Below are 19,786 nucleotides of genomic sequence, written 5' to 3' on the forward strand. Positions count from 1 at the left end.
TCTTGGTAATTTACTTTCATACAATCGTCCTTTTGCTAGAAGTGCTATTGTAGCATATTTTTGGAGAAGTGGTATTATATTCGCGTATAAAATTTCTCTAATTTTCTCCTCTTACTGTTCGTCCCCCTCTGCTGGAACGAAAGTTTGACTCTTAAGCGATTTCAATGGCAGAATGATCGATAATATAATCTACGATCGCCCGAATTTGATATCATAAGTAATAGCGGGAGATAATATTATAGTTTTGCACTAAAATGTCAGTCACGACTCATCAATTAATTCAGTGGAAACAACAAGGACGGTCAATTGTTGCCCTGACAGCTTATGATTATGCGATCGCCCAACTCCTCGATCAAGCAGGCGTAGATATCATCCTAGTCGGCGATTCCCTCGCCATGACAGTCTTAGGCTACGAGACAACCCTACCCATAACCCTCGATGAAATGCTGCACCACGCTAAAGCAGTGCGTCGCGGAGTTAAACAAGGATTAATTGTTGTCGATTTGCCGTTTTTGACTTACCAAGAAAGTCCCCAGCAAGCCATGCACTCGGCGGGGAGAGTTTTGAAAGAAACTGGCGCTCAAGCTGTAAAATTAGAAGGTGGATATCCAGCAATGGCTGCCACGGTTTCGCAGCTAACATCCGCCGGAATTCCGGTGATGGGGCACGTTGGTTTAACTCCGCAGTCGGTACATCAACTCGGCTACAAAAAACAAGGAAAAACGACCGAAGCAGCCGATCGCATCTTAGCAGAGTCGATCGCCCTTCAAGAAGCCGGTGCCTTTGCGATCGTGCTAGAACACATTCCCGCAGACTTAGCCGCTCAAATTACCCAAAAACTAACTATTCCGACAATTGGTATCGGGGCCGGGCCGCACTGCGACGGTCAAGTTTTAGTTACTTCCGATTTGTTGGGACTTTCCGAAAAACAGCCACCTTTTGCAAAAGCTTACGCCAATTTGCGAGAAACAATTACCCAAGCTGTGAAAGATTATTCCCTTGAAGTTAGAGAAGGCAAATTTCCCGAATAGCTTCGTAGTGAGGACATGAACCCTTAAAAAGAAGGACTAAAATCCTCACTACAAACCTAATTTACACTTTCGGCTGGCCCTCTTCCTCTTTATCCTTCTCAACAGCTTCATCCTCAGATTGACCAACCCCTTCCTTAAAACTCCGCAACGTTTTGCCCAAAGCATTTCCTAACTCAGGAATCTTCTTGGGGCCAAAAATTAGTATGGCAACCACCGCAATAATGCCCATTTCGGGCAATCCCAGACCAAACATACAAAATCTCCTGTAAAACTTGCTCGCTCGTAAGTCAATCTACTGATATTGTTAAAGTATCTACCTTTTTTCCTGCATCTTGCAACAGTAGAATCAAGTTTTATTAAGCTATCCCCCGATAAATAAGAATGTTAGAAATATCCCAGCCTTCTCTGCGCGACCAACAGCACCATCTCATCCGCGATTTAGCCGATCGGATGGAAGCAGTATGGCATCGCTATCTCGACCTCGAACCCTACCACCTGCCCGCTGAGTTGGGATACGTAGAAGGCCGCTTGGAAGGAGAAAAACTGATCATTGAAAACCGCTGCTATCAAACGCCCCAGTTCCGCAAAATACACCTCGAACTCGCTAAAGTCGGCCCCTTGCTTGACATTCTGCACTGCGTGATGTTTCCCAGACCGAATTATGCTTTGCCGATGTTCGGTACGGATATCGTAGCAGGCAAAGGCCAAGTTAGCGCCGCGATCGCAGACCTTTCTCCCCTCAATCGAGATCGAACTTTGTCGGAAACCTACCGAACCCAACTGGCAATATTGCCGATCAAGCAATTTTCTTGTCCCCGCCAAATTCCCGAATGGGGGGATATTTTCTCAGAATTTTGTCTGTTTGTGCGGCCAGAGTCGATCGAAGAAAACAGTCGGTTTTTGGATATTGTTGAATCCTACGTTGAAATTCACTGCAAACAGGCAGTCGCTTCCGAACCTGTCTCTGCCGCCGAAGCATCGGAAATTCTCGACGCTCAAATTTACTACTGCACCCAGCAGCAGCAAAACGACAAAACCCGCCGCGTACTGGAAAAAGCTTTCGGTCAAGATTGGGCCGAACATTACATGACCGAGGTGCTTTTTGATATCCCTAAATAGCTTAAATGTGTTTACAATATAGTAGGTGGACAAAACTTAATTAGGAAATCACCTACTTTATAAGTAATGGTAAAGGAATCACGGGTCAAGGATAAATCATTTTTAAAACCCCCAGGGCGAGGAATCATCGGTTTAGCGATCGCTGCAACTCTCATTACCACAGGAGTCGGTTTTTGGCAAGTATCTCAAATTAGAAAAGCCGAAGAGTTAAAGGCGGCGGCTGGTGCGGCTGCTGCAACTTCCGTCGCCACCCGCAACAGTGTTACCGCTTTGGGTAGGTTGACTCCGCAGGGGGAAGTTATCAAATTGTCAGCCCCTTCGGCGTCGGAGGGAGCAAGAATTGAACAGTTGCAGGTGGAAGAGGGCGATCGAGTCAGTCAAGGACAAATCATAGCAGTTCTCGATACGCGCGATCGGCTCCAAGCAATCCTCCAACAAGCCGACAAAGAAGTCAAAGTCAAACAAGCAGAATTAGCGAAAATTCAAGCAGGCGCAAAAACAGGGGTTGTCGGCGCTCAAAAAGCAGAAGTTGCCAAGTTTGAAGCACAAGTGCAAAGAGAAACCGAAGGCGAAGCAGCCAATATCGCCCGCTTAGAAGCTCAACTGCGAAGAGAAACCGAAGCCGAACAAGCTAACGTCGCAAAATTCGAGGCACAACTTCAAAGAGAAACCGAAGCCGAACAAGCTAATCTTGCCAAATTGGAGGCACAACTAGAAAGAGAAACAGAGGTGCAGCAATCCAAATTGGCTAGGCTAGAAGCTCAATTGCGCGGCGAAATTGCCTCTCAAAACGCTACAGTCGATCGGCTAAAAGCCGAATTGAAAAACGCCGAAGCCGAGGAACAACGCAATAAAGAACTCTCCCAAACAGGCGCAATTTCTGCTTCCGCCTACGATACCAAACGCTTAGCAGCAGAGACGGCTCGCCAGAGAGTAAAAGAAGCGCAAGCTGTATTAGAAAAAACAGTGCAAACACTGCAAGAGCAAATAGTCGAAACCAAAGCAACAATCAAACAAACAGTAGAAACAGGCAAGCAGGAAATTAATCAATCCCGCGCCAATCTCAGACGCAAGTTAGAAACAGGCAGGCAGGAAATTAACCAAGCCAGAGCCACCTTAAATCAAAAGATAGAAACTGGTAGAGAAGAAATCAATCAAGCCGAAGCAATACTCAAACAAAAAGCAGAAACAGGCCAAGAACAAATCAATCAAGCCAAAGCAAATCTAGACCAAATTGCCGAAGTCCGTCCCGAAGACGTGCAAGCCGCCCAAGCCGCCGTCGAAAGTGCGATCGCCACCAAACAAAAAGCTCAAGTAGACTTAAACTTAAGTTACATCAAAGCACCCGTATCCGGCTACATCCTCAAAGTTCACAGCCGACAAGGAGAACGTGTCAACACTCAAGATGGCATCGTAGAACTAGGCGGCACCGACCAAATGTACGCCGTAGCAGAAGTTTACGAAACCGACATCGCCAAAGTGCGACAAGGCCAGCGGGCTACCGTCAGCAGCCCCGTATTTGCAGGCACTGTGGAAGGAACAGTCGATCGCATCGGCAAACAAATCGGCAAAAAAGATGTCCTCAATACAGACCCCGCCGCCGACACTGACGCGAGAGTTATCGAAGTAAGAATTCGCCTCAATCCAGAATCTAGCAAGAAAGTTGCAGCCCTAACAAACTTGCAGGTTGAAGTGAAAATAGACATTTAAAATCGGTAATTGGTAATTGGTAATTGGTCACAGGAGCGATCGAGCTTGTTACTCATTACTCGTTCTTCCCTCTTCCTCCTTCGTTCTTCCCTCTTCGTTCTTCCTTCTTCCTTCTTCCTTCTTCCTTCATTGTATGGCAAAAATACCACTAGCTTGGGCACAATTAACCCGCGAAAAAATGCGCTTAGCCGTCGCACTAGCAGGCATTGGGTTCGCCGACTTGCTAATGTTTATGCAGTTCGGGTTTAGAGACGCGCTATTTGAAAGCTCCATCACCTTTCACTCGAAGTTAAAAGGGGATATTTTTATCACCAGCACTCAGTCAACGGCTTTAATAGCCATGAAAAGTTTTCCCCAGCGTCGCTTGTATCAAGCTTTGAGTTTTGACGGCGTTACAGCAATCAGCCCGGTATATTTAGGCTTTGGATTGTGGAAAAATCCTGACCCCAACCAGCGCAATACCCGCCAATTGATGGTAATCGGTTTTGACCCCGCTCATCCCATCTTTGATCTGCCTGAAATCCAAAATAATTTGGACAAAATCAAAATTTCGGATGTGGTTTTATTTGACCAAGCTTCCCGCCCGGAGTTTGGGCCGGTAGCAGAATATTTTAAACAGGGAAAAGTTGTTGAAACTGAAGTTGACAATCGCCGCGTTAGGGTAGATGGTTTATTTACTATAGGGGCCTCTTTCGGTGCCGACGGAAATCTTGTCACCAGCGATTTGAACTTTATGCGAATTTTTTCGACGCGGAGAACAAGAGGTTTAATCGATATAGGTATTGTTCACTTGCAGCCGGGAACAGATGTTAAGGCTGTTGTTGATAAAATGAGGGCAACTTTGCCAAAAGATGTGAGAATTTCTACTAAAGAAGAGTTTGTAGATTTTGAAAAAAAATATTGGCAGGAAAGTACATCAATCGGATTTGTTTTCACTCTCGGCGCGGCAATGGGATTTATCGTTGGGATTGTGATTGTTTATCAAATTCTTTATACTGATGTTACCGACCACTTGCCGGAATACGCGACGCTGAAGGCGATGGGATATAAGGATATTTACTTTTTGGGTGTGGTGTTTCAAGAGGCTTTGATTTTGGCAATTCTTGGCTATTTGCCAGGGTTTGGAGTTTCTTTGGTGCTGTACAATTTAGGGAGAAGTGCTACGAGTTTGCCGATGTATATGACTTTGGCGAAAGCTATGACTGTTTTTATTATGACAGTTGTCATGTGTTCTGTGTCGGGGGCGATCGCTGTTAGGAAGTTGCAGGCGGCTGACCCGGCGGATATTTTTTAAGGAAGAAAGAAGTTCGGCAACGGATTCTGTAACGGATGTCACGGATGTCACGGATGTCAGGAAGAAGGAAGAAGGAAGAGGGAAGAAGGAATTACCAATTACCAAGTATAAATTACGAATGAATACTTTACCAGTTGTCTCAATTAAAAATCTCAATCATTCCTTCGGCGAAGGACAACTTCGCAAACAGACATTATTTGACATCAACCTCGAAATTTATCCGGGTGAAATCGTGCTGATGACTGGGCCTTCCGGGTCTGGTAAAACCACATTGTTAACCTTGATTGGAGCTTTGCGATCGATCCAAGAAGGTAGTCTTAAAATTCTTGGCCAAGAATTGCGGGGAACGCCGAAAAATAAATTAGTTAAAGTCCGGCGGGACATCGGCTATATTTTCCAAGCTCACAATTTGCTCAAATGCTTGACAGCTAGGCAAAATGTGCAAATGTCTTTAGAACTGCACAGTCATCTTTCTCCCCAAGAAACTAATGATAAAATAGAGGAAATGCTGCAAGCTGTAGGCTTGGGAGAAAGAATAGATTATTACCCGGACAGCCTTTCTGGCGGGCAGAAACAAAGAGTTGCGATCGCCCGCGCATTAGTCAGCCAGCCGAAATTAGTATTAGCAGACGAACCCACAGCAGCCCTAGACAGTAAATCAGGTCGAGATGTGGTAGAAATTATGCGAGGTTTGGCTAAAGAACAGCACTGTACTATTTTGCTTGTCACCCACGACAACCGCATTTTAGATATAGCCGATCGCATTATTCACATGGAAGACGGCTACCTCGCACAAGATACATCAACAACGGCGGCAACTGGCGTTCTTTCGGGAAAATAATATTAACCCACCTAAACTTATTTCCGAGAACCGGGACGCTTTGCTCCTACCTTGGCAGGACTTTTCGTTGCACCTTTGGCTGGAGTTTTAGAACTACTTTTGCCACTTTTTTGACCCTTAGCTCCTACCAATTGGCTATCATTGGCATTGGTAGGTCTGCCGGCCGGCGTTCTCGTAGTCCTAAAGGTAACATTCACCCCTTCATTCGACTGTTCCAACACCAACATCGGCGTCGGCTTGGCTTTTTGATCCCACTCAATATGAACGATGCGACCTTGAATTGTCGGCTGCCAACTGTCGTGGTCGTCTGAAGGACTCAGATAAGTTTCCAAACAGTCAATAATTTGATTAATTGTTGCTGAGGTTGCCTGAGTCGGCAGTTTCATCAGCTTAATTTGAATCCGAAACAGCACTCGTTTTTCTATTTTTACCGCCGGATCGCCAGTTTCGTATTCGATATCAAACATCGAATCCACTTGCCTGCCACTGCCCGCATTCCCGTTTTTATCTCCCACTGCTGCCTGAGTCGGACGCAGGGCAATACTAATTTTTTCTTTAACTTTTACCTTGATCTGGTTCACAATGGCAAAGTGAAATACTTCTTCCGCCATTCGCATTCTCAGGTAGTCTAAATTAAAGTCTCGTGAGTGGATAAGGTCGGGATTCTTTTCCATCTTTAACATGGTTTCCAGAGCCATTTTGTATTTTTTCTGGAGTTCTCGATTTCTAAACTCCTCAAATTTGAGCTTTTTGCTCAAATCGTCGAGTTTTAGCTTGGTAAACACCGCTAAACCGATAAGCAATAACAACAGTAATCCCGACCCTCCCATTAAGAGTTGGTCTGAGGACGGATCTCCGGGTTTAGCCTGTTTAGGTTTGGGAGAGGCTACTGCCAACCTTGGTTCTACAAGGATTATTTGGGTTGACATGGGCTTTTAAAGGGTAAAATTTGACGCTATATTTCTACAGGACTCCAGAGTAGAGCTGGTAGTGCAACTGGATCAACCAACATTGACATCATTCCACCATCATCTTGGTACAACTGGATTTCTGCAACTGGAGCACGCACCCTCTAATTAATACTTTATCTTTAACTGCAAGCAGCTTCCCGAAATATTGGAAAATCCCGCGCTGGCACTGGCCAATAGAAATGGTGAATTGTCTGTAATATATTATACCAATATTGCTAAAAAAAATGTTTGTTCGGCGGTCTCCGTTTCTAGAAAAATAAAAAGAAATACACATAAATTAATAGTAACTCTGGGAGCGAGCAGCGGAAAACATCAAGCAGAACAGTCGATCGCCCGGACGATCGAGGGGCGGACGTTGGGAGGGTGCTAATTCCTACTGTTGGCTGACTCTCGCCGTGCCAGCCGACCTGGCGGCGTGCTGTCAAAGTCGAGCTCTCTTTGCGATCGAACAACGTCTCCTTAGCTAAGATTACAGCTAATACCACCAATATTCGATCGTGACCTACGAACCCCTGCACCACAAATATCGCCCTCAGACATTTGCCGAATTAGTCGGTCAAGAGGCGATCGCTCAAACCCTCACCAGCGCCATCCTACAAGAGCGCATAGCACCAGCATATCTATTCACCGGCCCCAGAGGCACCGGTAAAACCTCTAGTGCCAGAATTTTCGCCAAATCTCTCAACTGTATTTCTACGGTTGCCCCCACCCCCACACCCTGTGGCAAATGCAACGTTTGCCAAGAAATTGCCCGAGGTTCCACACTAGATGTCATCGAAATTGACGCCGCCAGCAACACCGGAGTAGATAACATTCGGGATTTAATCGAAAGAGCTCAATTTGCTCCCGTACAATGCCGCTATAAAGTATATGTAATCGACGAAGTTCATATGCTCAGTACCCAGGCATTTAACGCCTTATTAAAAACCCTAGAAGAACCGCCAGATCGCGTTGTATTCGTTCTCGCAACAACCGACCCACAAAGAGTATTGCCAACTATTATTTCTCGTTGCCAAAAGTTCGACTTTCGCCGCATCCCCCTCGATGCAATGATTGCTCATTTGCACAAAATTGCCAAATTAGAAAATATCAATATTGCCAGCGATGCAGTACAAATGGTAGCTCAAATCGCCCAAGGAGGTCTCCGAGATGCCGAAAGTTTGCTCGACCAACTAAGCTTATTTCAGGGTGAAGTAACAGTCGAAAAAGTTTGGGATTTAGTCGGTGCAGTTCCTGAAAATGATTTAATGGATTTGCTGCAAGCTATTGATACAGATAACGCTACAGCATTAATAGACATGACCCGCCATCTCATGGATCGCGGTCGGGAACCGCTAATCGTGCTGCAAAGTCTCGCGAGCTTTTACCGAGATTTGCTAATAGCCAAAGCTGCACCGAAACGGTCAGATTTAGTAGCTTTAACATCGGCAACTTGGGAAAAACTGGGGGATTTTGCCCGCCATTGGGATGCGGAGTTGATTTTGGCAGGTCAGAAACATTTGCAAACCCACGAAGTGCAAATTAAAAACACTACTCAGCCGCGTTTGTGGCTGGAAGTAACGCTATTGGGATTGTTGCCCTCAGCAATTAGAACTCAGCAGCAAACAACAGCCGAACCAGCGAAAAATGTTGCTCCATCACAAATTCACCCCTCCCAACCCAGGGCGGGCACGGGGGCACCGCCCCTACAATCGGGGGGGAGTCAGACATCTCATATTGAACAATCTGCAGTTCCCAATTCGCAAAATCATCCGCCTCAGTCGCCGCCTGTGGCTAATCGAACAGAAAGCCCACCTCCTGCACCAATTCCCGCACCTGTACCAACTCCTGAAACGAATCAAACAAATTATTTACCGACTAATTCAGCCGATGAAATCGATTTAAATCGAGTGTGGGAACAGGTACTTGACCGCGTGCGGCCGCATGGAACTCAATCGCTGCTTCGCCAACATGGACAGCTAGTAATTTTTAGCAATAATACTGCTCATGTTAAGATTAGTTCCCAGCCGTTGCTGAATATGGTTAAAGACAAAGTAGCTAATATTGAAGAAGCTTTTTTGCAAATTTTTAACCGTCGAGTAACAGTAAAAGTGGGATTGACAAATCCCGCTGAAACTAATAATTCCCGCGCTAAGGATTTGCCAAGTTCTAACGGACGTGTTGGCGAAAATCCCAGGAATTCTCATCCTGCGGATGATGTCGACCAACAGGTGCAGAACTCGGCGAGTTCGGAGATTACAGATGATTTTTTGGGGAATAGGGGAGAAGAACAAAAACACCTGCCAGCGCCTGAAAATACCGCCGTTAATGTGCCCCTAATTTCCGAATCGCGATCGCCCACAAACGGCTCTACAGAATCTCAAAATGACTTTAACGCTCAGGCTATAGCGGTGCGTGATGACGCTCAATATGTCGCGAATACGGCTAGGCAATTGGCTGATATGTTTAACGGGGAAGTAGTCGATTTGTCTGATGACTTGGAGATTTGGGAGGCGGAAACTTTTAGATTGGAATCGGAACCGGATTTTCCCGAGTTATCTTCTGAGTTAGGTGAGGATGATTTTATAGATTGGTAAATGGGAATTGGGCATTGGGAATTGGCTTGACATATAATATTAAGTCCAGTTGATCTTACATCTTGCACTATTCTTAGGAACGGGCTCTCCGGCCTGTTCCACAACGCTCCGCAGTCAAAATCCAGTTTATGCCATAACCGCCAAGGCTGTTGCTATTATAAAACTGTTTTCAGGGTTTCCGCCGAGTATGTCGCTCTCCGCTATTTTGAGTCTGGTAGGTATTATGCTGTGGATATCTGTTGGTATCTGGGATTTTATAGCTTCGGAACTTAAAGAAACCTTGTTTTGGGCTAGGCTTGCAGCACCAGTTATCTTAATTGCTATAATAATACGTGCCGTCCTGTTGAGGTAGATAAAAAATGAGAAAAATTTTGAGCGAATACGATTTTCCTTTTTTATTAGCAATTGATTTTGAATCGGAATGGAAGAGAGTGTTGACCGTAGTTAAAAAACATCCTTGGTTAACTGTTGATGGGTATTTTCAGACTGAACAACAATACCGCGATTACAAAATTAGAATGGGGACAGCGGCGAGTGAATTTAAGCTTTGGCAAATCGAAAATTGGAATGATAAATATTATCTTGACCAAATTTATCGCTCTAGATATTGGCTGAGTCAATTAGACTTGATCAAATCGTTTAATTATGAAGATTCAAGTTATGGGTTGAAACACGATTGTGAAAATTGGTGGGGTGTAGAGAAAAGTAAATTGGGTATTCAAGACACTGTGTCTTATGTTGCTAATGGTTGCTTGATTGTAGGAGCTTTAATTTTAGAATGGAAATTCACTGATACTTACCAAGGACATCGATCCCTTAATGTGTGTTTTCCGATTAGCAAAAAAAGTCTGAAACGATTGAAACCCGATTATCGAGGTTAAACCCGAAATGACTAAAAATTCAATTCTGTCCCTCCCTAGCTTTGCCCGACTTTTCCTCCTTTCCACAAATAGATTTCATACTTGATTCTTTAGTCTCTCGTTGCGCTGATTTCGTTAAATAATGCTTTAGAGCGGGCTATAAGAACCCACCCCCCAAGAAAATTTAATTTTTGTGGAACAGGCACGATGCCTGTTCCACGAGAATAGTAAAATATCTGAACTTAAGCCGACTCTGGCTTGGGCAGCGAAGACGGAAGTACCAACAACTCGGCGGTCGATCGCTTCTCGACCATTTCCTTAGTAATCGTACACCGAGCAACATCCTTGCGCGACGGCAACTCGTACATCACATCCAACATCAATTCTTCGACAATTCCACGCAGCGCCCGTGCTCCAGTTTTGCGGCGGTATGCTTCCTGCGCGATCGCCCGAATCGCCTCTGGCTTAAAGTCCAACTGCACATTATCCATCTTCAGCAGCTTTTGATACTGCTTAACCAAAGCATTTCGGGGTTCCGTCAAAATCGCCATCAGCGTTTCCTCATCCAGCGGTTCCAACACCGCCGCCACAGGCACCCGCCCAATAAACTCAGGAATCATCCCAAACTTCACCAAATCATCCGGTTCCAGTTGCTTGAGTACATCAGCAGCCCGCTTTTCCTTCGGCTGAGCTTCTCCGGGCTGAATAAAACCCATTGACTTTTTACCCGTTCTCTGCTCTATCACTTTCTCTAGACCGACAAAAGCACCGCCGCAGATAAACATGATATTGCTGGTATCAATTTGGATGCAGTCTTGGTAGGGATGCTTGCGGCCGCCTTGGGGAGGTACATTGGCGATCGTCCCCTCCAGCATTTTCAGCAGCGCCTGCTGCACGCCTTCACCCGACACATCCCGCGTAATCGAAGGATTTTCGCTCTTGCGGGCTATTTTGTCAATTTCATCAATATAAATAATTCCGCGCTGCGCCTCTTCCACGTCCATATCTGCCACTTGCAGCAGCCGCAGCAAAATATTTTCCACATCTTCCCCGACATAGCCTGCTTCCGTCAGCGTCGTCGCGTCAGCCACCGCAAACGGCACGTCCAGCATATCCGCCAAAGTCTGAGCCAGCAGAGTTTTTCCGCAGCCCGTCGGCCCGATTAACAAAATATTCGATTTTTGTAGTTCTACTTCTTCCGGCGGGTGCTTGCCGCTATTTTTGGCATGGATAAAGCTGAGGCGCTTGTAGTGGTTGTAAACAGCCACCGAGAGCACTTTTTTCGCCTCATTTTGCCCGATCGCGTTTTCGTCGAGGTAATTTTTAATTTCCCTCGGCTTGGGAATTTGGCTCATCGACATACTTTTGCCCGAGGTACCGCGGCGCTTTGGCGTCGTTTCCTGCTTCGGAGCCACCGCAGCAGCAGGCACTGCACTCGAATCAAACAACTCCTCATCTAAAATTTCATTGCACAAGTCTACGCATTCGTCGCAGATATACACCCCGGGCCCTGCGATCAACTTGCGTACTTGCTCTTGAGACTTGCCACAAAACGAACATTTTAGATGGGAGTCGTACTTAGACATAACAGCCTCTTAATTCAGTGCAGTGACATTCTCTCCCGCCGCCGGAAGGTTTTCTTTAGCGATAACTCGATCGACCAAACCGTAATTTTTGGCTTCCTCGGCTGACATAAAAAAGTCACGCTCTGTATCCGCCTCTAATTTGTCGATCGGTTGACCTGTGTGGTGCGCTAGCAGTTGATTCAGCTTACGCTTATGATAAAGGATTTCTTTGGCTTGAATCTCAATATCCACTGCTTGACCTTGAGCGCCTCCAAGCGGCTGGTGGATCATAATCCGGGAACTCGGAAGAGACATCCGCTTACCGTGGGCTCCTGCTGTCAGTAGAAATGCGCCCATACTCGCTGCCAAACCGTAACAAATCGTTACCACATCCGGGCGGATTTGCTGCATTGTGTCATAAATTGCCATCCCGGCTGTCACCGAGCCGCCGGGGGAATTTATGTACATTTGGACATCTTTTTCTGGGTCTTCGGCATCCAGATACAATAGCTGAGCCACTATCGAGTCAGCAACTTCGTCGGTTACGGGAGTTCCTAAAAACACAATTCGCTCCCGCAGCAAGCGCGAGTAAATGTCAAAAGCCCGCTCACCCATCCCCGACTGTTCTAGTACCATCGGCACTACATTGCTGGGGCTGGAACTGACATCAAAATCGTTATAGCTTGTAATTAGGTAATTGGAAGATTGAGATACAACCATAAGACACCAGTCAAGGATTCTAGACAATTTGCTGCTGCTGATGAAAGCTTTAAATTAAGCCGCCAGCTTTTAACTATTATGCCTCTTCTGAACGGATATCGGGGGAATGGGGAGTTTTGAGTTTTGAAATTGCTTTCTGCGCTGGGCGCAACGCTGGATTGACTAGCTAGGCTCGCAGGGTGAATGAGTTAAAATACTTACTGGTAAATCCTCGCTGCTTCTAGTGGACACCGCGAGCTTTTAGTAAGGCTCAGGCGCACCCGGAGCTTGTAGTTAAGGATCAGGTGCGCCGTTAAAATCACGGTTGATTTCATGCCCCCAATTAGGACATTTGAACACATTAAGTTCTATTCTTCGCCTACGACTTCCACTTCGACGCTCGTGGCTGCTTCTGCTGAATCTCCAGCGTCTGATTCTTCTGATTCTGCTGCTGCGGGAGTCAGAGAGCCTTCAGGTACGAGTTCGATTGTCCCTTTTTCTTCCAACCATTTCAGGGTTTTTTGTTTGAGCAAGTCTTCTGCTACAAATTCCTGCAACCTTTGGGGGTCAAAATCTCCTTTGGGAAACTGCTTTCTGATTTTTGCTACTTCGGCTGCTACTTCTGCTGGTTCCACAGATAAGGATTCCAGCTTGGCTACTTCTGCCAGAGCTAAATTCTGCTTGAGGCGCTCGATTGCTTCCGGGCGCGAGCGTTCCCGCATCGGGCCCATATTTTCTTCGGTAAACAGTTGGTTGATATCTATGCCGTAATTTTTCAATTGGACGGCTTGTTGATTCAACAAATAATCGATTTCGCGATCGACCATTGTTTCGGGAATTTCCACGTCTATTAGCTGCACGAGGGCTGCTGATATAGCTTTTTCCTTATTAGCTGATGTCTTGTTTTCTTGGTCTGCTTTAAACCGAGTTTCGAGCGATTCGCGCAGTTCTGCTAAAGTTTCAAACTCACTTACTTCTTGGGCGAAGTCGTCGTCCAACTCCGGCAATTCTTTTTCCTTAAGTTCTTTAAGGGTAATCGTAAAGACTGCCGGTTTTCCTGCTAGTTCTTCACTGCTATACTCATCTGGGAACTGCACGGAAACTTCTCTAGTTTCTCCCGGATTCATCCCGATCATGCCTTGGATAAAGCCCGGTACAAACTGATTTTCCGATAATTCTACTTGGAAGTCTTCTGCTTCGCCACCAGGAATTTCTGCGGGAGTTTCGCCTTCGGCTGCTTCCGCAAATCTACCGGAGAAATCAACCAAAGCCACGTCTCCCAACTGAGCCGGCCGGCCTTCTACGGGGATTAAAGTAGCTTTGTCCGATCGATATTTTGCCAGTACCTCATCCACCTGAGCCTCATCATACTTAGCTTCTTCTGCTTGAAGCTGCAAACCTGTGTACTGACCCATTTTCACTTCGGGTTGTACATCAACCTTCGCCGAAAAAATCAGAGGCTGTTCTGGATCGAACTTCTCTAGTAATTCTTCAAACTCGGTGCGAAGTTCAAAACTGCCAATTGCGGCAATTTTTTCTTGTTCGAGAGCTTTTTGCAGGGAATCATTGATCAAATTTTCCAAAGCCGTCGCTTTCAAGCGAGTCTGGCCTAGGCGCTGTAGCAAAACTTGACGGGGAACTTTGCCTTTGCGGAACCCAGGAATATTAACCTCGCGAGCAAATTGTTTAATTACTTGCTCGTAAGCTTGTTTTGACTTTTCTGACGGTACTTCGATTTCCAGACCAATTTGGCTAGCTGGAAGTTTTTCCTGGGTTACTTTCATCGGCTTTTGTGATATTTAACAATAGTGTAATAAAATACATACAAATCTGACTTTGCCTGCATTTTAATTTTGTACGCTTTGACTCGTAACGGCACAACTACAACACCTTTACCGGATGAGACTGTAAGTCATTGCCGGCTACTTTTTTGGCTCTTGCCAAATAGTTTTGGTTTGAGGATACTAGCTTTTGCTGCTAGGAATGTGGAGGTTAAGTCCACTAATTGCCGATGCACCATAGCACATATCGCCCTGTGATGTCAATCTTGCCGACCTCTGCGGCCAGTCAAAGTCAATGGATGCGCCTGCGAAAATGCAGATATATCGCAAAACTTAACCGGATGCGGATTGGGCGTGGGCGAGCGGCAAAAGATGCTAAACTGGCATTGGGTACGCTCGCCCGGATCAATCGGGAAGTTCGATCTGCCTTTTCGCTTAACTGCACCATTGCTATCCTCTCATGCTCCTGATATCGCATAACATTAATTAAGTTTGATATTGAGAATTGCAGTTATTTAAATTTTTGATTTCGATCGTTTAGACTTTAATTTTCGGAGGAAACTAATTTGTCTCAATCCTATCGAGTTGCCATTTTAGGAGCTACCGGCGCAGTCGGTGCCGAGTTGCTCGAACTATTGCACAGCAGGAGTTTTCCGATTTCTAACTTGAAGCTGCTGGCTTCGGAACGTTCAGCAGGCACAACTTTGCCTTTTGGCAGTGAGATGCTGCAGGTAGAAGCAGTTTCGGCGCGATCGTTTGATAATGTAGATCTGGTGCTGGCTTCGGCCGGCGGCTCTACTTCTAAGTTATGGGCTCCGCAAGCGGTGGCAGCCGGGGCAGTGGTTATTGACAATTCTAGCGCTTTCCGCATGGATGCGACCGTACCGCTAGTGGTTCCAGAAGTCAATCCCCAAGCGGTAGCAGCTCACCGAGGTATAATTGCTAATCCCAATTGCACGACTATTTTGATGGCAGTTGCCGTTTGGCCACTTCACAAAGTTAGGCCGGTACAGCGCATAGTTGTAGCCACTTACCAGTCTGCCAGCGGGGCGGGGGCGAGGGCAATGGAGGAAATGAAAGCTCAAGCAAGAGCAATTTTGCAGGGGGAAACGCCCAAAACAGATATATTTCCCTACCCCTTAGCATTTAATTTGTTTCCGCACAACACCCCGATTAATGATTTGGGGTATTGTGAAGAAGAGATGAAAATGGTAAACGAAACTCGGAAGATATTTGGTACGGACGAGATTAAAATTACGGCAACTTGTGTGCGGGTTCCCGTACTCCGCGCTCATTCGGAAGCGATTAATCTAGAGTTTGCAGAGCCTTTTAGCGCGATCGAGGCCAGGGAAATCTTAAAGCAGGCAAGCGGGGTTAAGCTGGTAGAAGACTGGCAAGCTAATTATTTCCCGATGCCCGCAGAAGCCAGCGGTAAGGATGAGGTGTTAGTTGGCAGGATTCGCCAAGATATTTCTCACCCCTGCGGGTTGGAGATGTGGCTGTCGGGCGATCAAATTCGCAAAGGGGCGGCTTTAAATGCGGTGCAGATAGCTGAGTTGCTGGTAGAAAAAAATTTGTTGCGAACCCAAGCGGCGGTGGCTTCTAATTAGGGGCAACCCTGGCAATTTGGAAATTCAAATTGGGGATTTTAGATAAACCGTTCATCTGAAATCAAAAATTTAAAATCAAAAATCAACAGTCTAAAATCGGAGAAAGTGTGGTAAAGTTTGGACGTGTTCTGACTGCAATGATTACGCCGTTTAAGGAAGACGGCAGCGTTAACTATGCGGTAGCAGAACAATTGGCAGTTCATTTAGCCGATCACGGTACGGATAGCTTGGTAGTGTGCGGCACTACTGGCGAGTCTCCCACTATGACCTGGGATGAAGAGTACGAATTATTTCAGGTAGTACAAAAGGCGGTGGCCGGTAAGGCGTTGGTAATCGCAGGAGCAGGCTCTAATTCTACTTCAGAAGCAGTCGCAGCTACGAAAAAAGCAGCTAAACTCGGGTTAGATGGTTGTTTGCAGGTGGTTCCTTATTACAACAAACCCCCGCAAGAAGGTTTATATAATCATTTTCGGGCGATCGCGCAATCTGCTCCAGAATTGCCTATAATGTTATATAACATCCCCGGTCGCACTGGTCAGAATATGTTGCCGGAGACGGTGGCTCGATTGGCCCAAATCCCCAACATTGTGGCCGTAAAAGAAGCAAGTGGCAACTTGGATCAAGCAAGTCAAATTCGGTGCTTGACATCCCCTGAATTTGCCATCTATTCTGGAGATGATTCCCTAACTTTGCCAATGTTGGCGGTAGGAGGATCTGGTGTAGTTAGCGTAGCCAGCCATCTGGTAGGAGAGCAACTGCAACAGATGATCAAAGCTTTCGAGGCCGGTCAAGTTCAAGTCGCTACCCAGATTCACTTGCAACTTTTTGACCTGTTTAAAGCTCTTTTTCTCACCACAAATCCCATTCCCGTCAAGACAGCTCTCAAACTTCAAGGCTGGGATGTAGGGTCCACCCGTCCGCCCCTGTGCGATCCGCCCGTTGAGGTAACTCAAAAGTTAAAGGACGTACTGAGTCAGCTAGCAGCAGTATCAGCTAGCAAGACGAGCGAGAACGAGTTTTCAGACAACTGAATATTGGTTGTTATCAGTCATTAGTTTTGAGTCATCAGTCATTAGTAATTAAGTGTTAGTAAGTAGCTAACAGTCAAGGATTAAAGACTGAAGATAGAAGAATGAAGGCCAAAGACAACTGACTGTACGGGAGAGTAAAACCCGCCAGGGATTTTTCCATAAATATTTGGAAAAATATCGCCCTACCAACGAACAGTAGACGACAGACGACAGACGACAGACCAAAGACCACAGACCAATAACAAAAATAACTAACAAAGGATACGCATGATCAAAAATACAACTGCATCTGCTCTAAAAGTTATTCCCCTCGGCGGGCTGCACGAAATCGGTAAAAACACTTGTGTGTTCGAGTACGGCGACGAAATCATTCTTTTAGATGCCGGTTTAGCGTTCCCGACAGATGGAATGCACGGGGTAAATATTGTCCTTCCAGACATGACTTACCTGCGGGAAAACAGCCATAAAATTAAAGGTATGATCGTGACTCACGGTCACGAAGACCACATAGGCGGTATCCCTTATCACCTCAAACAATTTGAAATTCCGGTCATCTACGGCCCCCGTTTGGCGATGGCTTTGCTAGCCGGAAAATTGGAAGAAGCGGGAGTGTCTCACCGCACTGAATTGAGAACGGTTCGACCCAGGGATACTGTAAGAATTGGCAAGAATTTCTTAGTCGAATACATCCGCAACACTCACTCGATGGCCGACAGTTTTACAGTGGCAATTCATACTCCCGTCGGAATTGTGATCCACACCGGCGACTTTAAAATTGACCACACTCCTGTAGACGGCGAGCATTTTGATTTGCAAAAGCTAGCGGAGTACGGTGAGAAAGGCGTGCTGTGCTTGATCAGCGATTCTACTAACTCGGAAGTTCCCGGTTTTACCGCTTCGGAAAGTTCTGTGGCGCCGAATTTAGACAGAATTATCGCTCAAGCACCGGGACGAGTGATGCTGACGACTTTTGCTTCGTCGGTACACCGATTGCAAATTGTTTTGGACTTGGCTAAGAAAAACAATCGGTATGTCGGAGTGGTTGGCCGGTCGATGCTTAACGTCATCGCTCACTGCCGCAATCTCGGCTACATCAAGTGCGAAGATAGTATTTTCAAACCCCTGAAAGAAATCCGCAATTTGGCTGAAGACAAGGTACTGATTTTAACTACAGGTTCCCAAGGCGAACCGATGGCGGCGATGACTCGCATTGCTAACGGCGAACATCACGAACTGAAAATCAGAAAGGGCGATACAGTCATTTTCTCAGCTAATCCGATTCCGGGAAATACGATCGCAGTGGTAAATACGATCGATAAACTGATGATGCTGGGAGCACACGTGGTTTACGGTCGCGACAAAGGCATTCACGTTTCCGGCCACGGCTGTCAAGAAGACCAAAAGTTAATGATTAACATGACTCGTCCCAAGTTCTTCTTGCCAGTGCACGGGGAACACCGGATGCTGATCCAGCACTCCAAGACGGCTCAAAGCATGGGCATTCCCGCTAGCAATATGGTGGTTATTGACAACGGCAATGTCGTAGAGTTGACCGAAAATTCTATACGAGTTGCTGGTCAAGTGCCTTCAGGAATTGAATTGGTAGATGCTTCTCGATCGGGCGTTGTCAAAGCCAGCGTCCTCAAGGAACGTCAGCAGTTGGCCGGAGATGGCGTTGTAACTGTAGCGGCGGCTTTGAATTGGGAAGGCAAATTAGTTGCCAAACCAGAAGTTCACTTGAAAGGTGTAGTGACATCAGCCGATCGCGCGGAGGTGATCAAATTAATCACTCAAACCATTGAAACAGTTTTGAGCGATCGCTGGTCAGAATTTGTCAAACCCGCCACTGCTGACTCACAAGTTGACATTGACTGGGTAGGAGTGCAAACCCAAATAGAAAAAGCAATTCAGCGAGTGATGCGCCGGGAACTGCAAAGCAATCCGCTGCTGGTATTCCTGATGCAGATTCCTGAAGAAGCAGTGCGATCGGAAAAAGCAGCAGCATCTCCCGGTTCCCTGGAAGCACCTAAGCTATTATCATCGCCATCATCGGCAGCACCATCATCGCCATCATCGCCAGCCTTGCCATCTCCTGCCAATCAGGTGACGGGCCGGCGTCGTCCCCGGACTGCTGCAAGGGCAGCTTCTTAGGGCGATAATTCTCGGACGCACTGCGAACCAAGAAAGGAGTTTGAGGTTGTGTAGTTGCGCTTGGACGCCCAAGCGCAACTACAAGCCTAGATTTGATTTCACAAATAGATTTCCTCACTAAGTGAGGGAATAGTTTTTAACCGCAGATAAACACAGATGAACGCAGATAGTAATTAATTCTATCTGCGTTCATCTGTGTTTATCTGCCACCATCTGCGGTTGCAAAATCAGCCACCAGCAACTGCTGGAACAATGCTAACTTCATCGCCATCTTGGAGAGCAGTTTTTGAGCCATCTAAAAAGCGGATGTCTTCGCTGTTGACGTAGAAGTTAAGAAATCTGCGGGGTTCTCCCTTTTCGTCGCACAGGCTTTTTTTAATGCCGGGACAATTAGTTTCCAGCGATTCAATTAGTTCGGAAATGTTATCGCCGGCGCATTCGATGGTGGCTTGATTGTTGGTAAATTTTTGCAGGGGAGTGGGAATTAAAACTTTGACGGTCATTTTTTTAGTCCTTAGTCAGTAGTCATTTATTAGTTATTAGTCCT

The 19,786-nt window shown here is 46.2% G+C and carries 17 protein-coding genes; 10 read left to right on the forward strand and 7 right to left on the reverse strand.

All coding sequences use genetic code 11. The annotated features are described in order from the left end of the window. Positions 1 to 254: 254 nt before the first annotated feature. On the forward strand, positions 255 to 1,031 hold the full coding sequence (gene panB, locus QUA10_RS10935) for a 3-methyl-2-oxobutanoate hydroxymethyltransferase (RefSeq protein WP_333082871.1): 777 nt from the start codon (positions 255 to 257) through the stop codon (positions 1,029 to 1,031). 61 nt (positions 1,032 to 1,092) lie between these two features. On the opposite strand, the gene tatA is transcribed toward panB, so the two are convergent. Further along, positions 1,093 to 1,284, reverse strand: coding sequence for a twin-arginine translocase TatA/TatE family subunit (gene tatA, locus QUA10_RS10940; protein ID WP_006632937.1), 192 nt, complete (start codon positions 1,282 to 1,284; stop codon positions 1,093 to 1,095). Positions 1,285 to 1,412: 128 nt separating this feature from the next. On the opposite strand from tatA, the gene QUA10_RS10945 reads away from it, so the two are divergent. The 4 genes from QUA10_RS10945 (at position 1,413) to QUA10_RS10960 (ending at position 5,995) form a co-directional block, all read left to right on the forward strand. Next, a complete protein-coding gene (locus tag QUA10_RS10945) occupies positions 1,413 to 2,150 on the forward strand; it encodes a phycocyanobilin:ferredoxin oxidoreductase (RefSeq protein ID WP_333082870.1) in 738 nt (245 codons plus the stop codon). A gap of 66 nt (positions 2,151 to 2,216) precedes the next feature. Continuing rightward, positions 2,217 to 3,860 carry an HlyD family efflux transporter periplasmic adaptor subunit gene (locus tag QUA10_RS10950; protein ID WP_333082869.1) on the forward strand — a complete coding sequence of 548 codons (1,644 nt, stop codon included), beginning with the start codon at positions 2,217 to 2,219 and terminating at the stop codon, positions 3,858 to 3,860. A gap of 133 nt (positions 3,861 to 3,993) precedes the next feature. Then, positions 3,994 to 5,154 carry an ABC transporter permease DevC gene (gene devC, locus QUA10_RS10955; protein WP_333082868.1) on the forward strand — a complete coding sequence of 387 codons (1,161 nt, stop codon included), beginning with the start codon at positions 3,994 to 3,996 and terminating at the stop codon, positions 5,152 to 5,154. Between the two features lie 118 nt (positions 5,155 to 5,272). Further along, positions 5,273 to 5,995, forward strand: coding sequence for a DevA family ABC transporter ATP-binding protein (locus QUA10_RS10960; RefSeq protein ID WP_333082872.1), 723 nt, complete (start codon positions 5,273 to 5,275; stop codon positions 5,993 to 5,995). Between the two features lie 17 nt (positions 5,996 to 6,012). On the opposite strand, the gene QUA10_RS10965 is transcribed toward QUA10_RS10960, so the two are convergent. Continuing rightward, positions 6,013 to 6,924, reverse strand: coding sequence for a hypothetical protein (locus QUA10_RS10965; RefSeq protein ID WP_333082867.1), 912 nt, complete (start codon positions 6,922 to 6,924; stop codon positions 6,013 to 6,015). A gap of 290 nt (positions 6,925 to 7,214) precedes the next feature. Next, entirely contained in the window at positions 7,215 to 7,484 is a 270-nt protein-coding gene (locus tag QUA10_RS10970) for a hypothetical protein (protein WP_333086242.1), read from the reverse strand. Here QUA10_RS10970 and QUA10_RS10975 point away from each other — a divergent pair. Continuing rightward, positions 7,464 to 9,542, forward strand: a complete 2,079-nt coding sequence (locus QUA10_RS10975; RefSeq protein ID WP_333082864.1) for a DNA polymerase III subunit gamma/tau — start codon at positions 7,464 to 7,466, stop codon at positions 9,540 to 9,542. The genes QUA10_RS10970 and QUA10_RS10975 overlap by 21 nt on opposite strands. A 359-nt stretch (positions 9,543 to 9,901) precedes the next feature. Then, positions 9,902 to 10,423 (forward strand): hypothetical protein, encoded by a 522-nt coding sequence (locus QUA10_RS10980; RefSeq protein ID WP_015179197.1) that lies wholly within the window; start codon positions 9,902 to 9,904, stop codon positions 10,421 to 10,423. Between the two features lie 221 nt (positions 10,424 to 10,644). Here QUA10_RS10980 and clpX read toward each other — a convergent pair whose 3' ends face one another. From clpX to tig, 3 genes are all read right to left on the reverse strand, one after another. Beyond that, positions 10,645 to 11,988, reverse strand: a complete 1,344-nt coding sequence (clpX, locus tag QUA10_RS10985) for an ATP-dependent protease ATP-binding subunit ClpX (RefSeq protein ID WP_333082863.1) — start codon at positions 11,986 to 11,988, stop codon at positions 10,645 to 10,647. Positions 11,989 to 11,997: 9 nt separating this feature from the next. Beyond that, positions 11,998 to 12,687 (reverse strand): ATP-dependent Clp endopeptidase proteolytic subunit ClpP, encoded by a 690-nt coding sequence (gene clpP, locus QUA10_RS10990; RefSeq protein WP_333075055.1) that lies wholly within the window; start codon positions 12,685 to 12,687, stop codon positions 11,998 to 12,000. 347 nt (positions 12,688 to 13,034) lie between these two features. After that, positions 13,035 to 14,450 (reverse strand): trigger factor, encoded by a 1,416-nt coding sequence (gene tig, locus QUA10_RS10995; RefSeq protein ID WP_333082862.1) that lies wholly within the window; start codon positions 14,448 to 14,450, stop codon positions 13,035 to 13,037. Between the two features lie 563 nt (positions 14,451 to 15,013). Here tig and QUA10_RS11000 point away from each other — a divergent pair. From QUA10_RS11000 to QUA10_RS11010, 3 genes are all read left to right on the forward strand, one after another. Then, a complete protein-coding gene (locus QUA10_RS11000) occupies positions 15,014 to 16,057 on the forward strand; it encodes an aspartate-semialdehyde dehydrogenase (RefSeq protein ID WP_333082861.1) in 1,044 nt (347 codons plus the stop codon). A gap of 107 nt (positions 16,058 to 16,164) precedes the next feature. Next, positions 16,165 to 17,088, forward strand: coding sequence for a 4-hydroxy-tetrahydrodipicolinate synthase (gene dapA / locus QUA10_RS11005; protein ID WP_333082860.1), 924 nt, complete (start codon positions 16,165 to 16,167; stop codon positions 17,086 to 17,088). Positions 17,089 to 17,355: 267 nt separating this feature from the next. After that, positions 17,356 to 19,239: a ribonuclease J gene (locus QUA10_RS11010; protein WP_333082859.1), complete on the forward strand. Its 1,884-nt coding sequence runs from the start codon at positions 17,356 to 17,358 to the stop codon at positions 19,237 to 19,239. Positions 19,240 to 19,466: 227 nt separating this feature from the next. On the opposite strand, the gene QUA10_RS11015 is transcribed toward QUA10_RS11010, so the two are convergent. Beyond that, complete coding sequence (locus QUA10_RS11015) at positions 19,467 to 19,742, reverse strand: MoaD/ThiS family protein (RefSeq protein ID WP_006632924.1); 276 nt, start codon at positions 19,740 to 19,742, stop codon at positions 19,467 to 19,469. Between the last annotated feature and the right edge of the window lie 44 nt (positions 19,743 to 19,786).

This window comes from Microcoleus sp. Pol8_D6 (assembly GCF_036700965.1).
GTDB lineage: Bacteria > Cyanobacteriota > Cyanobacteriia > Cyanobacteriales > Microcoleaceae > Microcoleus.